The following is a 14,955-nucleotide window of genomic DNA, read 5'->3' as shown; positions in this document are numbered from 1 at the left end:
TGAAAAGTCAAGGATGGTTAAAATTATAGCAATGTTTTTTATTTTTAATGAATATTTATTCAGTGATTGACCTTCAGTTAAGGAACTTTCACTGTGACACAAAATGGTCAGAATGACACAGGAAAAATAGTTGACTGGTAATATTCATTACTTATTAAATAGCCTATAATAATATTATTAGGGTATCAGATGCTATACAATTTATCTACTCCTTAATTAAAATATTAAAAATATGATATTGATATTAAATTATCTTAATTCATGATTATCAAAAATATTTTTACCGATTTTAGTCCACTGATCTTGGATATTAGGATGTTGTATTAATTTTTCTTTTAAAGAAACAAAAGCTCCTAGTAAACTGTTAGTGGGTAAATCATCAAGTTTAGCTTTAACAACTAAGCCGCCGATTTCAATTAAACGACGGGTACGAGCTTTTCTTTCTTGAATTTTAAGTCTTGCTTCTTCAGTAATAATTTGAGCTTTTTTTTGTTCTAATTTTAATCTACGTTTTATGACATTATCCATAGAGATAATTTTATTTTTGATTGTTATAATCATCATGAATCATCAATAAATTATGGAAGTCAACATCATAATTATAAGTGCTAGGAAATTCTATAAATTTTTTCTAAAACAGACTAATGTTTGATACAACTTGTAAGCTTGTAAAGTCTGACATATTGGTAGAATAACAAGCCATTCAAAATCAAGATAATCCCCATACCTAACCGAACCAGCAAACTAAGATCAATAAAAACAAATAAAGATGATTACCATTATTCAATATCTATAAGAAGTAGCAGAGAGGAGAGTTCTCTCCTTGTTTGTAAAAACAGGGAGAAGCGGGTAGGTAGGCACTTAGCGTGCTTTCCTCCCAAAGGTAGGGTCGAGCAATGGCGCGGTAGCTTTTGTTATCCCCGTTTCCATCACCCGCCTCGTCAAACGTAACGTACAGATTTCCCGTATTACGCTTTCCTGATAACTTCTTATCATTGCCTATGACCTATCCGCTGTTATTGCTTTCAAAGGTCTGTAATATCGAATTTGGTAATCGTTATATAATCCCATCTTCTCATACAAATCTCTCCTACTCCACCTTTCCCAGCCGAAGCCTTTCAATCCTCGTGATTTCATTAAATGGCGTCTTACTTTCTTCTCTACCCAGTCTCTTACATATCCAAAACAACGGCTAGAGTTACCAATCCTAAAGTAGTTTATCCAACCTCGTAATATCGGGTTGATAAGGTATGTTACTCTATCAACTGGTTGCGATATAAACTTGCGGAATATCTCTTTTAGTTTTGCTAGCAGGGCAGTTCGCGCTCTCATTCTAGGCGTCTTCTGGATTCCAATTTTACCTTGCTTAGTTTTCGCTCGTCTAAAATCAAATCCCAGAAAGCTAAATGTTTCACCATTCTTTAGATCAACTGTCTTTGTCTTCTCTTCGTTTAGTTCAACCTTTATTTTCAACAATTCTTGTCTTAGCCTTATATTGATCGCTCTCTCTAACCACTGCCATTTTCTATAGCCATCAATTAGTATGATCAGATCATCAGCCCATCTAACGTACTCTATATGGTCATAGCCATCTCTTAGCTTACTCACTTCCTTTGCTCTTTCTAGCATTTTATCTACTTCATTTAAGTAAATATTGCTTAAATGCGGTGATAGTGGCCCGCCTTGAGATATACCTCTTTTTCCACCTGCTTTGACTATCAATTTTAGTAGCTTCATAACATCTTTGTCATTTACACGCTCTGCTATCTTGTTAAATAGCTCAAGGTGAGCAATCGTGTCAAAGTAAGAGCGTAAATCTACATCTATTACTCTTGTCTTCTCCTTAATTGCTGCTACTGTAACTTTTTCTATAGCCGCAGCTGCAGTCCGTTTAGGGCGATATCCATATGATCCAGGTTGGAAGTCAGCTTCAAATATTGGTTCTAAAATGAGCTTTAGTGCTCCTTCTACCACTCTATCTTTGATAGTTGGTATGGATAACTTCCTCACTTTATTACCATTATCTTTAGGAATTACCTTGACCCTTTTCCTTTCAGGATAATAGGTTCTGGCTTGTAATTCTGTTTGTATGTTTTCTAGAAATTGTTCAACCCCCGCTAACTCTATCATTTCAAAGGTAACACCATCTATTCCAGGCGCCCCCTTATTATGCTTAGCTAGCTTGTAGGCTTCTCTTAGTGTTTCTATCTTACATACATGAACATATAATCCCCAAAATCGCCATTGCTTTTCAGCTTTAGCTTTGATGTATATTTTCCTTCTCAGGTCTTGTAATTCTATAGACGTTTTTATCATTCGTCTTTACCTCCCTTGTTGTTGGAATAATGTTATCAGTAGGGTGTCTTCGCTCCACAGGCATTACTCTGCTTCATTGCTAATACACACCCATCCGCCATCCTCTCATCTTCAATTCATTTCCTAGTTTTGCTAGTTATAGAATTTACCTTGCTCCAAGAGCTTTCTTCCTGGGATGAGTAGGACTTCTCCAGTCACTTAATATGTCCTTATTATCATGCTGCCACTCCCACCCCGCCGAAGTGTCCAATTGTATCAGTTAGTTTTCAATTGAACATATTGCCTTCACTCTACGGTTGCTAGTTCGGCCTTCGGGGCTTCGCACTTTCGGGGCCACCTATGTGTTCGCTCTCGCTGCGGCCTGATAATTCGCTCTTACCCTATAGGTAAGTTTGTCGATAGGTTCCAACATCTTGATTTCTCGCCATGCTGCTATCCTAGCTATAGATCTCTAACTTTTAATCTAGTAGGGTTACCTCCTACTGAACATACTAGTTTCTCTGGACACACAACCGTACAAGCATATTGCTATGCATACGGCTCAAGCAATTTACTAACAGCTGCAATTAGTTGGCCTCGCTTGCTATGTACTTGCCTATGACAGTTTGTATGCAATAAGCACAAATTGTTAATATGGTCAGTGCCGCCACATCTTGTAGGTCTTTTATGATGGACTTGCACCTTTTCTCCATTATCTATTGAATCTAAACAAACAGAGCATTTACCTTCTTGTCTACGCCAAAGAATCTGTCTGGTTTTAAAGAAGTACTTTGGTTTACTAGCTTGACGTTTTTGCCAGTATTCCTTAAGTTCTGGATTATCAGGAGATGCTTTGCCTTTAACTAGAATATGCCTTTTGATTGCTGTCCATTGTAATTTCCATAGATATAGATCTTTACTTTTATCCATAAAGACCCAATTATCATTTCGAGCTTTGATTCTGCCCCAATACTTCTCTTTAAGCCACCACCAGTATTTATTAGGATGTCTTCTACAAGCAAATCTTGCTTGTCGCATCCACATCCAACGATCTAGTTGGATAAAAGTTCTTTTGGCTATAACTTTGTTAAAATAACTGCACCATCCCATTATTCTAGGATTAAGGTTTTCAATTATCCTGTCAATTTCCCATGAGAAGCTTCTTTTCCATTCAATCATTATTCGCTTTTTAAATGATTTAATAGTATCTTTGGATGGTTTAACTAGTAGTGTTATACCTCTTCTTCTACTCTTGGTATTATATTGCCGGATATTAAATCCCAGAAAATCAAACCCTTCTTTAATATGAAGTATCTTAGTCTTTTCTTCTGATAATGCTAATCCTCTAATATTTAACCAATCGTTAATTATCTTCTTTGCTTTAATACAAGAGCTTTCAGATTTTGCACAAACTATAAAATCATCAGCGTATTTTACTAAAGCATATTCAGATTTTGGATGGAGATGATCATATTTATCATAAGTTATGTTAAGTATGTCTTCCATTCCATGAAGAGCTGTATTTAAAAGTAAGGGACTGATTACTCCCCCTTGAGGAGTTCCAACTGTTGTTTTGGTGAATTGATATTCTTCCATCACGCCAGATTTAAGCCATGCTTTAATCCAATTTCGTGCTGGAAAATTTCCTATAATTTTCAAAAGAAAATTATGATTAATATTATCAAATGCACCTTTAATATCAGCATCCAGTATCCATCCCCTGGTTGTGCCAGGGCAAACAATAGCAGAAATTCTCTGTATTGCATCGTGGGTGCTGCGTCCAGGTCTAAAGCCGTAACTACTCCCTTCAAACTTAGCTTCCCAAAATGGTTCAAGTGCTGATTTAACAACAGCTTGCATACATCTATCCAAAATAATAGGTAAACCTAAAGGTCTAAGTTTGCCTTTTCGTTTGGGAATATACACACGCTTGATCGGTTTAACAGATGATAGATTATTATTTGCTAACTTCTCCATTAACAAATTTCTTTCTTTATCTGTATTAACAACTATTTTATCAATACCAGGGCTTCTTCGCCCTCGATTGATTTGGGTAATACGTCTTATAGCAAGTAATTTATTTGATCTTGATTTCAACATCAACTTCTGTAAACTACGTACTAATTTCATGTTACCATTTGCAGATGCCCTATAGATACGTCTACGAAGATTATTAACCTTTTTATTAACTTCTTGCCAATTTATTGCATGCCAATAAATTTTCTCAAAGTTATTATTATCGGTCTTAATTGTTACATTTGCGTTTTGCATCTAACTTTTCCAATATAATTCATAATCTTGTTTACTTACTTAGGGTAAATCACCAGTCTCAAGTCAGCATCATTTCTGATTAGCACATAGTGCCTATACACCCAGTTATTTATTCCTGTAGCCTTTCAGCTTAGTGTCATTAGCTTTTTAAGACCTCTCTTACCTACTACCAGTTGCCAAGTAATAGGCTTACCACGTTTCACTAATTAAAGATGCGTTAAGTTGGTTACCTTCTGTATACCGGGGAACTGGCATTTTTAAAGAAGGTCGCGTCTTCCTTCTTACAGTTAAGCTTTTCAGCTTCATCCCTATAACAGATATTATCTGGAGTATCTGCTTTTATATTTACGATATTTTCCATACAAAGATTCACTTTCGTTTAACCAATTTTAACTTTACCTTGCCCCTATTTCCCATCCAGATTAGTAATTTAGTTAGGCTTCTTATTGCGCTTAGCACAAGATCGTTACCAACCTTGCACCGCAATAATAGTAATTAGGTCTAAATGCAACCTAGCCGCAATATATTTGCAGACTTTATTTTAGTGCCATCGTGTCGCACCACGCAATATATTTGCAGACTTTATTTTAGTGCCATCGTGTCGCACCACGCAATATATTTGCAGACTTTATTTTAGTACCATCGTGTCGCACCACGCAATATATAAACCTTACGGTTTATTTTTGCTTGCTGGTTCAAGTGGTTCTGGTTTCAGTGGATGATTTTAAGATTGCATGGTAATGTCAATGATGGATTGAACATTGTTAGAATTAACAAACCATGGCGATACAGTTTGCAAGAATAGAAATAGTAAGTAGGAGTGAAGGTAAAAATGCTTGCCTTAAAGCTGCCTATAATGCCAGGCTGATTATTAAAGATGAGAGAACTAACATTACTTATAATTTTAGTAAAAAAGGCGATAATGTTTATCATGCTGTTTTATTGCCTGCTCATGTAGATCAAAAATTTAAAGATTCTCAGGTCTTAATGAATGAGGTAGTGATGTGGCTATAGTATTCCGGACAGTTAGTATGAGACAATATTAACAGAAAGGAAATACAGTATGACAAAAACAAAAATGTATTCTAGTGAATTTAAAGAATCAGCAGTTAAATTGGCAACTGAATCGAAGCGACCTGTTATTCAGACTGCAAAAGAATTAGGTATCAGTAAGAATACTTTATATAGTTGGATAGATAAATATTCTAAACAATTTGAAGAATCAATAACAAGAACAGATGAACATCTGTATGATGAATTAAAAAGATTAAAGAAAGAGCTGGTGATAGTAACACAGGAGCGTGATATACTAAAAAAGGCTGCAGCGTACTTTGCAAAAGAGTCCCTGTAAGGTATGCATGGATAAAGAAGCATCAAGATGATTTCTCAATTGCAATTATGTGCAAATGTATGAAGGTATCACGTAGCGGTTATTATGAGTGGTTAAATAACCCTGGATGCAATAGGGATAAAGAAAATAGAGAATTAACCTGTAAGGTTAGAGCTATTTTTCAGGAAGGTAGACGAAATTATGGATCTAGACCCATTAAAAAGGCTTTGTTGAGGCAAGGCATAATTGTTAGTCGTAGGAGAATTACAAGACTAATGAATGAAGCTGGCTTAGTATGTAAAACTAAGTATAAATTTAAAGCAACTACTGATTCTAAGCATAATAAGCAAGTTGCTCCTAATTTATTGGATAGACAGTTTAAAGTTTCTAATGTTAATTGTTATTGGGTTGGTGATATCACCTATATCCCAACTGGAGAAGGATGGTTATATTTAGCAACAGTTATTGATCTATTTTCTAGAAAAGTAATAGGCTGGTCAATGAATAGTAATATGAAAGCTGATTTAGTTAATAATGCTTTGCTAATGGCAATATGGCAACGTAAACCACCTAAAAAGCTTATTTGGCATACTGATAGAGGTAGCCAATATTGTTCTGATAATCATTTAAAACTTATAAAACAACATGGTATTATACAGAGTATGAGTCGTAAAGGAAATTGCTGGGATAATGCTGTTGCTGAAAGCTTTTTTCATACTATAAAAACAGAATTAATTTATCAACATAAATTTAAAACTAGGGAGGAAGCAAAACATGCTATATTTGAATATATAGAGGTATTTTATAATCGTATAAGAATGCATTCTGCTAACGATTATCTATCACCAGTACAATACGAAAAAATACAAAAATGTGCGTAAAAAACTGTCCGGAAAACTGTTGACAGATCAATTCTCAGGTCTTAATGAATGAGGTAGAGCGTACAGAGAAAAGAAAAAACAGTCAATTATTAAAAGATATAGTTATAGCACTGCCTGATGATAAGGAATTAGATTTAGATGATAGAATAGCCATTACTCATGAAATCATCGAAGAGATGGGATGGGTAAAGAATGGGCTTGGAGTTCAGGTTGATATTCATCAGCCACATGATGGAGAAAAGAATTGGCATGCCCATCTGCTTGTTACTACCAGAAGATTTACAGAAAATGGTAAAGCTTTAGGAGCTAAGGCAGTAGATTTAAATCCTAAATTTGCCAAAGTTAAAGGCAAAGCATTCATTATCCCAGAAGATCAAATAATTCATGAAAGAGCTAAAGAAGTAATCAATAAATATTTTGCTCAGTTAGGTTTAGAAATTAGAGTAGACCCAATAAGTTTTATGCCACAGCAGCATGTTGGTCCTACTAGAATGAGAAGTATTATCAATGAAATAGCAGAGCAAAATAAAATATGTAAGTTAGCCCATCTTGAAATTATCAAAGGAGCGGATGGAGTGCTTGATCGCATGATTCGTCATCAAGCTATTTTTACTAAATTGGATATAGAAAAAGCAGTAAAAGAGATTAAAGAAGAAGCAGAAAAGCAAAAACTAATAAGGGAAATATTAAATTCAGATAGGCTGGTAAAACTATATAATGAAGATGGCACTGATACTAAATACTATACTACTCAAGAGATAAGGGATGAAGAATTAAGGATAGTTAGAATAGCAGATAAGGTAAATAGCCAGATTCATTTTAATAACGTTATTAAGCTTAAAAGTGCTATCGATAATCTTGCAAGTGTTAATGAAGCACAAAGAGCAAGTCTGCAGCATATTTTAATTAATAGTCAAGGGATTAGGATTTTGCAAGGTAGAGCCGGCACTGGTAAGTCACAAGTACTTGCTGAAGGCTATAAAATTGCCACCAATAATGGGCAACATGTTATAGGGCTCGCTCCTACTCATAAAGCAGCATCAGAGCTTAAAAGTAAAGGTTACCAGAAGTGTCATACAGTAAAAGGGTTTTTATTTAAATTATATAATGGTAAAGCTAATCTAGCAAGAAACAGCCTGCTCGTAGTAGATGAAGCAGGAATGGTAGGTAATAGTGATTATTTAGAATTATTAAAAGTAGCAAGGAGTAACAATTGTAATCTAATACTGGCTGGAGATGAGAGACAACTAACTTCCGTTGAGCGAGGAGGAATGTTTACAGTATTGGCTAGTAAATTTGGCTCATATGAATTAAGTAACATTAGAAGACAAAGCAAGGCATGGGCAAAAGAAATGGCTTCATGCTTTGCAAAATCAGATATTGCTGGTGGTTTGCGGTTACTTGCACAACATGATGGTTTAAAGATTGATCATACGCTAGAAGAATCAATGGCAGGATTAATTAATGATTGGAGTAACAGCAAATTTGCTCTAAATGAGCGTTTAATAATTACCATACGTAATGCTGAAGTAGATAGTATTAATCAAGGGATCAGGGAGTTACTAAAAGCTAAAGGCTTGCTTACTGGTCAAGAATATAGATGCTATCTACCAGCTCAGCAGTATGAAGATTATATGGCAGGAGATCGTATTTTGTTTAAAACAACTAATAAAGATTTACAAATAGAAAATGGTGAATTTGCAACGATAACTTCAGTAAGTAACGATAAGTTTGTTGCTAAAACAGATAGCGGGAAAGAAATAGAATTTAATCCTCAAGATGTAAGCTTTAAACATGGCTATGCTTCTACAGTGTATAAAGCACAAGGAGCCTCAATTAAAGATGTCTATGTATTACATAATTTAGCAGGAAATAGCAGAAATTCTTATGTAGCCATGACAAGACACATAGAAGAGGTAAAACTTTACTATAATAGGAAGGCTACCAGGAATATGGCCAGTTTAATATCGCAACTTAGTAAAATAGATAATAGGCTATCTAGCATTAATTTTAAAACTTTAGAAGAATTGCTAGCAGTTCAGGAAAGCAAGAGTTCTAATATTATAGAGAAAGTAGATGATTGGTTTAAAGGGGTAGTAGAAGATATTAAGGATAGATTACACAGTAATGATAATTATTACCACTTAAGAATAAGCTCAAGACCACCTGCTAAAGTAGCAGAGATCCTAGGAAGTACTAGCACAAATCTTGCCACAAGCCATAAAGCCCAAGAAGAGCGAAAAAGCTCTTCCTATAACCTTACGAATTGTAATAAACAAGATACAACAATAAGTGTTAAGTTACAAGAGGATATTATGGCAAAGAATAAAATAGATTATCATGCTATTAATAAACAAAAAGCACTGGAATTAAAACAAAAATTATCATTTAAAGCAGAAGAAATAGGACGAAGCTTACTTGGTAGTCCAAATAAGCATTTATCAAATAGCCAGTTACTCCGCTGGGAGAAAGATGGTAAAATAGCGATGAAGATAGGTGGCAGTAAAGCTGGTATCTGGCATGATTTTAGTACAGGAGAGGGAGGAGATTTATTTACCTTAGTACAAAGAGAAAAAAATTGTGATTTTGTAGAAGCTAAGAAATATTTACAAAATATGGTTGGTGTGTCAACAAACAGTAAAGATCTAGTAACAAATCTGACGTTAAACAAAAATAAACAAGTAAAAACCAATGATCAAAAAGAGCAAGAGGCTGAAATAGCAAAAATTAAGAGGGCAGAAATATTATATGAAAAATCAGACTCTATAAAATATGTCATGCCAAATAATGTAGCAAAAAGATATTTATCAGAACATCGTGGAATTAAAGAAGTATTAACAAGATACCAACTAAGTAACGATCTTAGAACTGATATGATGTGGGATAGTAATAGTAAACAATATTATCCTGCATTAATTGCTTTTGCTAGAAATAAAGATGGTAATATTACCGGTGGACAATCAATTTATTTAAACAAAGACACAAATAATAAAGCTGATATTGAGGTTAATAAACGTTCTTTTGGCAGAATCAGAGGTTCTTTTGTTGAGATTAGTAAAAATAATGAACAGCAGAACGTACAAAACAGGAACGTACAAATCAGTAAAGATGGCAATAATTCAGTTAGTAATATAACGATTATAGCAGAGGGGCTCGAGACCGCTTTAAGTATTAGGGAAGCTGGTATTAAGGGCAAAATTCTTTGTAGTTTAGGTGTAAGTAACATTAGGAACTATGAGCCTATCAAAGGTGAGAGAATAATAATTGCTGCTGATAATGATGGTAAAGAAGCAGTATCGGTTCACACTGTAATGAAAGCTCAGGAAGAATTAATTAGCAAAGGAGCTGTAGTATCAATAATACGACCACCAGAAAAAGGCGATTTTAACGATATGTTAAAATCCCAAGGAGCAGAATCTATAAACAAGCTTATAGAGCCTGAAATAACAAAATTAACAGTAGCTAGTAAAATAACTAAACGGTCATCCTTAAAAGCAAGTGATGATAGCAAATCACAACTTCAGTCTAGAGAATCATTATTTTCAAAATTTGCAAATAACGATAATAATGAACTAAATAATGTTCAGCAGCAGCAAATAACAGCTCTAGCAAAGTTTGGCACAGAAGAAAATATCAATACTGCCTTACAAATCTACAGAGAAAAAGGCATAGATTCTTGTATTTTCTATAGTAACAAGATTTGCATAGCAGCAATAGAGCAGAAGATACAGAAAGATTTACAAATTATGAAAAATAAATTTGATCCTAATTATAATCTTGGTGATAAAAAATTTTCTGATATAGTAGTACATGATTTTCAAGGCAAAAGCCATCTCATCCCTGAAGATTACTTAAATGCCATAGGAAGAGATAAACAAGTAATGCAATATATAAGTCCAAGCTCAGAAATAGCTAAAGAAATAAGAAGTGCAGTAAAGCAAGTATCTGAGATCAAGCTAAATCAAGGAATAAGAGTTTAGAGTGTAGTGTAATAATATTTTACCAATTCAAAAAATGTAAATATATGAGTGAACAAGGAAACCTGCTGGGTGATCCAGATAAAGGCACAAAGAAAGCTAAGCATGATAAGATATTTCGTAAGGCACTAGAGAATCCTCTAGTTGCCCATGAATTCTTTAATGCACATTTGCCCCCAAATATTAAAAGTTTAATAGATTTTCCTAGTTTAGCAATGGAAAATACCACTTTTGTAGAAAGCTCTTTAAAAGATTCTATCTCTGATGTTTTATTCTCATGCAAATTTGATAAACAAGATGGATACTTATTTTTGCTTGTCGAGCATCAATCAAAAGCAGATCATTTTATGGCTTTTAGGTTATTTAAATATATGATTAATATTTGTGAGCGATATTTAATACAAAATCCTAAAGCTAAGACTTTACCATTAATATACCCGATGATATTTTTCAATGGTCAGGAGAAATATAATGTTGCAAGGAATTTGTGGGATTTATTTGCCAATAACAAATTAGCAAAAGAATTATGGATTAATGATTACCAATTGGTGAATGTCCATGAAATTCCTGATGAAGAGTTTAAACAAAGGATATGGTCAGGGATATTAGAATTTTTTCTCAAGCATATACATGAGAGGGAATTATTAAAAAGATGGCAAGAAATATCAGATATATTACCGGAATTAACCAAAATAACGATAGGTTATGATTATCTAGAAATGATATTATATTATACATTGACGAAGATAGAGCAAGATGATAAAATAAAACTAGAGAATTTATTATCAACAAAGTTGAATCCAGAAATAGGAACAAGGCTTATGAGAAGTTTAGCAGAGCATTGGCAACAAGAAGGAAAAGAATTAGGTATTCTTGAAGGCTTACAAGTTGGTGAAGCTCAAGGTATCCAAATTGGTAAAGCTAAAGGTATCCAAATTGGTGAAGCTAAAGGTATCCAAATTGGAAAAGCTGAAGGAAAAGCTGAAGGGGAATATAATAAAGCAGTAGAGGTAGCAAAGAAAATGTTAGCTCAAGGTTGCAATATTGCTTTAATTTCTAGTGTAACCGGTCTTGATGAAGCTTTTATTAGTTCTTTAGAGTAAACATATTTCTTGTAAAATTTACTCTGCTGTTTGAAAAATCATTTATAAAAATTCTGAAATAACAAAAAAGTTTTTTATACACAGCTTACCTCTAAAACTCGTAATACTAAATTAGCGATTTAAAGGGGCATTATAATAGGATTTTTCTTTATAAGGTATTCCCCTCCATCAAACAATTGAAATCTTTTAAAAATACCATTAAAATGGTTTCTATATTTTTGTATTGAAATCAAATTTGTAAATTCATTGGTAATTTAGTAATTGGGAAATTACCCGCAAGTTTTACATAACAGGTAAGGTCCGGTAGATTCATAATTTCAGATGGCATTACTAATAACTTCCTTTTTTCTAAGCTGTGCATATTTACTCCATCACGCATGGAGTTAGCACCATAAGAGAGATTCTCTTGAGTTTCAATAATTTCTTGCTCACCAAGCATTAAAGCTGATTTATGTGCTGTCTGCTGATCACTTACTCGAAAGATAAATTTACTGCCAAATAGATCAAGCATTGAAGCTGCTCCTGCAGAACCATATATCTCCTCTAATTGATGAATGTTTTGCATACCTGCAACAACGCAGCCACCATATTTCCTGCTTTCAGCTAAAGCTATAGGGAGTGAAGATATCTTGTGTAAAGCTGGCAGCTCATCAATCACAAACCACATATTACTATGAGTATTATTGATGTTCCTATTCATTAATGCTTTTATCGCTATGCTAATCCATGCAGCAATAAGTGGTCTAAGCATTACTCTCTGATTAGGAGTACTAGTTATAAATAACCAACCTTTGTCCGCAGTAAACCACTTTCTAATACTAAAACTACCATCAGGCTTTAAATGTTGCAGAGCTTCAATATTTTTACTAACAGTTGCTTGAATACCGGACGAAGTCTCAGGTGCACTACTGCTAATTATACCGGCTACTGCACTGTTTTTAAAGATCCTAACAAATTCTTTATTATTTGCATAAAGAATAGTATTTATTAGTTTTTTGATGTCTTTACTATCCTGATATAATCTTAATCCTTCAGCTAATACTAGCTCAGCACTTTTAGCAAAAAAATCATCTAATTTTGGATTATAATTACTAAAACTACTGGCTATATCATTATAATCCCAAATTTCATGACAATCATTCCACGGTAGCCATGCTGAACTATTCTCTTGCAAAGGATTAAGTATCTTATCACATTTGGGATCAAAAAATCGATCAGTAAAGCTACCTGTTAAATCAACAATTATTGCTCTACCACCCTCTTTTCTAATCTGAGGTAATAGCTCATTTAACATGTTAGTTTTACCACTACCCGTAGTACCGGTAATAAGAATATGTCTTCTCTCACTATCTTTAACCAATGGCAATCCAGAAAAGCAAATATTAGCAGCTTGGTTGTTTTTATAAAGCATTTTTGCTAAAATACCTGCTTCGACAAAATCTGCTCCCCTAATCTTATCTTGGATAACAGCTTTTTTACCTCGATACATAAAAAAGATGATAGCAGTAAATATTCCAACAGTAAAAGTAATAATACCTTCTTGCCAAGCTGAATGCAATAAAAATTGCCCAAATTGATTGATATTATGCGAATGCGGTGTAACATACCAAAATTTATGAATAAACTCCCCAGCATTATGGTAAACCCAAGCTTTTTGTTCTAAATAATAGAATTGAATACCTATTTGGCTTATAGGGTAAAAATGCTCTCCTATGGCAAGTTTTAATTGTACGTATCGCTCTATGATAAAATAATATAGACTTATCAAGGATAATTTTTGATATGTACGCCACATTAACCAAACTACAGTAAATACTAACCCAATAGTTAAAGCATTGATACTTCCTTGACTAAACATTCGTAGCTGATGAGCAAAAATTTGTGAACCACGAGTAAAATTATTTTGATTTTGTGGTTGCATAGAATTATAAATTATCTTGCATTATCTTTAATTTTTCTTCAAACTCACCAGCCATAAGATCATTACCTAATTTTCTTAAAACTTTAATTATTGCTGTATATTCTTCTATAAGATTAGGTTTGTATTTAAGAGCTAAACTAAAGTTTTCTTTAGCTGCTTTTTGTTTTCCCATGCTAATCAATGTAATGCCTTTTTCTAAGTAACTTTCAGCATAATCAGATTTATACTTAATAGCTAAATCATAGCTCTTAATTGCTTCTTCATATTTACCTAATTTTCTAAGGGCTATACCTTTTTCCAAATACGTTGCAATATAATTAGGATCATATTTTATTGCTAAATCACAGTTTGTTATTGCTTCCTGATATTTTTTTAATATGTTAAAACAGATTGCCTTATTATAGTATGCTGTTACATGACTGTGTAGGTATTTAATGGCTAGATCATAATTTTTTATTGCCTCATCATATTGTCCCAAATTCATCAAAGATACTCCTTTATTATTATAAGCTTGAATGTAGTTAGGTTTATATTTAATGGCCAAATTATAATTCTCTATTGCTTCCTGATGTTGCCATAAAGACATCAAAGATATTCCCTTATTATAATAAGCTTCGGAATATTTTGGGTCATATTTAAGTGCAAGATTATAATATTCAATTGCTTCTTGATATTTTCTTAAGTTATTTAATACACTACCCTTATTATTATAAGCTACTGCAAAATATGGATTATACTTCAGAGCCAGGTCAAAATTTTCTATTGCTTCTTGGTATCTACCTAACTTATTTAAAGAATTGCCTTTATTATTATATGCTTCTGCGAAATCAAATTCATATTTAATAGCTAAATCATAGTTTTCTATCGCTTCATCATATTTACCTAAATTAGCTAAAACCATTCCTTTATAGTTATAAGCATCGGCATAATTAGGTTTATATTTAATTGCTAGATTTAAATTTTTTATTGCTTCTTCATATTTACCTAATTTATAAAGAGATTTACCAATATTAAAATATTCTTCTGCTAAAATGTTTAGATCTTGAATCTTGCTTTGTAGATCTATTGGTTGTGGTTTTTCATTAACAATACTAGTGGTATTTTCTGCAAAAATACTGCTAAAAAATATTAATGGTAAGATAAATATGAATGCTAATTTTTTGATATTTTGCATAAA

General features: G+C 33.3%; 8 protein-coding genes and 1 pseudogene. 4 read left to right on the top strand and 5 right to left on the bottom strand.

Going from position 1 to position 14,955, the window contains the following annotated elements; all coding sequences use genetic code 11:
* Positions 1-249 precede the first annotated feature (249 nt).
* The 3 genes from AAHM91_RS00425 to ltrA (AAHM91_RS00415) form a co-directional block, all read right to left on the bottom strand.
* Positions 250-528, bottom strand: coding sequence for a conjugal transfer protein TraD (locus tag AAHM91_RS00425; RefSeq protein ID WP_342269621.1), 279 nt, complete (start codon positions 526-528; stop codon positions 250-252).
* Between the two features lie 471 nt (positions 529-999).
* Complete coding sequence (ltrA, locus tag AAHM91_RS00420) at positions 1,000-2,316, bottom strand: group II intron reverse transcriptase/maturase (RefSeq protein ID WP_342269505.1); 1,317 nt, start codon at positions 2,314-2,316, stop codon at positions 1,000-1,002.
* A gap of 528 nt (positions 2,317-2,844) precedes the next feature.
* Positions 2,845-4,566 (bottom strand): group II intron reverse transcriptase/maturase, encoded by a 1,722-nt coding sequence (gene ltrA / locus AAHM91_RS00415; protein ID WP_342269504.1) that lies wholly within the window; start codon positions 4,564-4,566, stop codon positions 2,845-2,847.
* A 780-nt stretch (positions 4,567-5,346) separates the two neighbouring features.
* On the opposite strand from ltrA (AAHM91_RS00415), the pseudogene AAHM91_RS00410 reads away from it, so the two are divergent.
* From AAHM91_RS00410 to AAHM91_RS00395, 4 genes and pseudogenes are all read left to right on the top strand, one after another.
* Positions 5,347-5,565 (top strand): annotated as a pseudogene (locus AAHM91_RS00410) (MobA/MobL family protein); the annotation flags it as partial.
* 64 nt (positions 5,566-5,629) lie between these two features.
* A protein-coding gene (locus AAHM91_RS00405) for an IS3 family transposase (RefSeq protein WP_410526146.1) occupies positions 5,630-6,777 on the top strand; the annotation gives its coding sequence in 2 pieces (ribosomal slippage) (positions 5,630-5,876 and positions 5,876-6,777; 1,149 coding nt in all).
* Between the two features lie 44 nt (positions 6,778-6,821).
* A complete protein-coding gene (locus AAHM91_RS00400; RefSeq protein ID WP_410526147.1) occupies positions 6,822-10,757 on the top strand; it encodes an AAA family ATPase in 3,936 nt (1,311 codons plus the stop codon).
* Between the two features lie 44 nt (positions 10,758-10,801).
* A complete protein-coding gene (locus AAHM91_RS00395) occupies positions 10,802-11,857 on the top strand; it encodes an Rpn family recombination-promoting nuclease/putative transposase (protein WP_342269502.1) in 1,056 nt (351 codons plus the stop codon).
* Positions 11,858-12,086: 229 nt separating this feature from the next.
* Here the strand turns inward: AAHM91_RS00395 and AAHM91_RS00390 are convergent, their stop codons facing one another.
* Positions 12,087-13,778: a type IV secretion system DNA-binding domain-containing protein gene (locus tag AAHM91_RS00390; protein WP_342269501.1), complete on the bottom strand. Its 1,692-nt coding sequence runs from the start codon at positions 13,776-13,778 to the stop codon at positions 12,087-12,089.
* A gap of 4 nt (positions 13,779-13,782) precedes the next feature.
* Entirely contained in the window at positions 13,783-14,952 is a 1,170-nt protein-coding gene (locus AAHM91_RS00385; RefSeq protein WP_342269500.1) for a tetratricopeptide repeat protein, read from the bottom strand.
* Positions 14,953-14,955 lie beyond the last annotated feature (3 nt).

This window comes from Rickettsia endosymbiont of Orchestes rusci (genome assembly GCF_964030945.1).
Taxonomy (GTDB): Bacteria; Pseudomonadota; Alphaproteobacteria; order Rickettsiales; family Rickettsiaceae; genus Rickettsia.
Note: the sequence above shows the minus strand (reverse complement) of the source record. Positions and strands in the feature narration are given on the sequence as shown.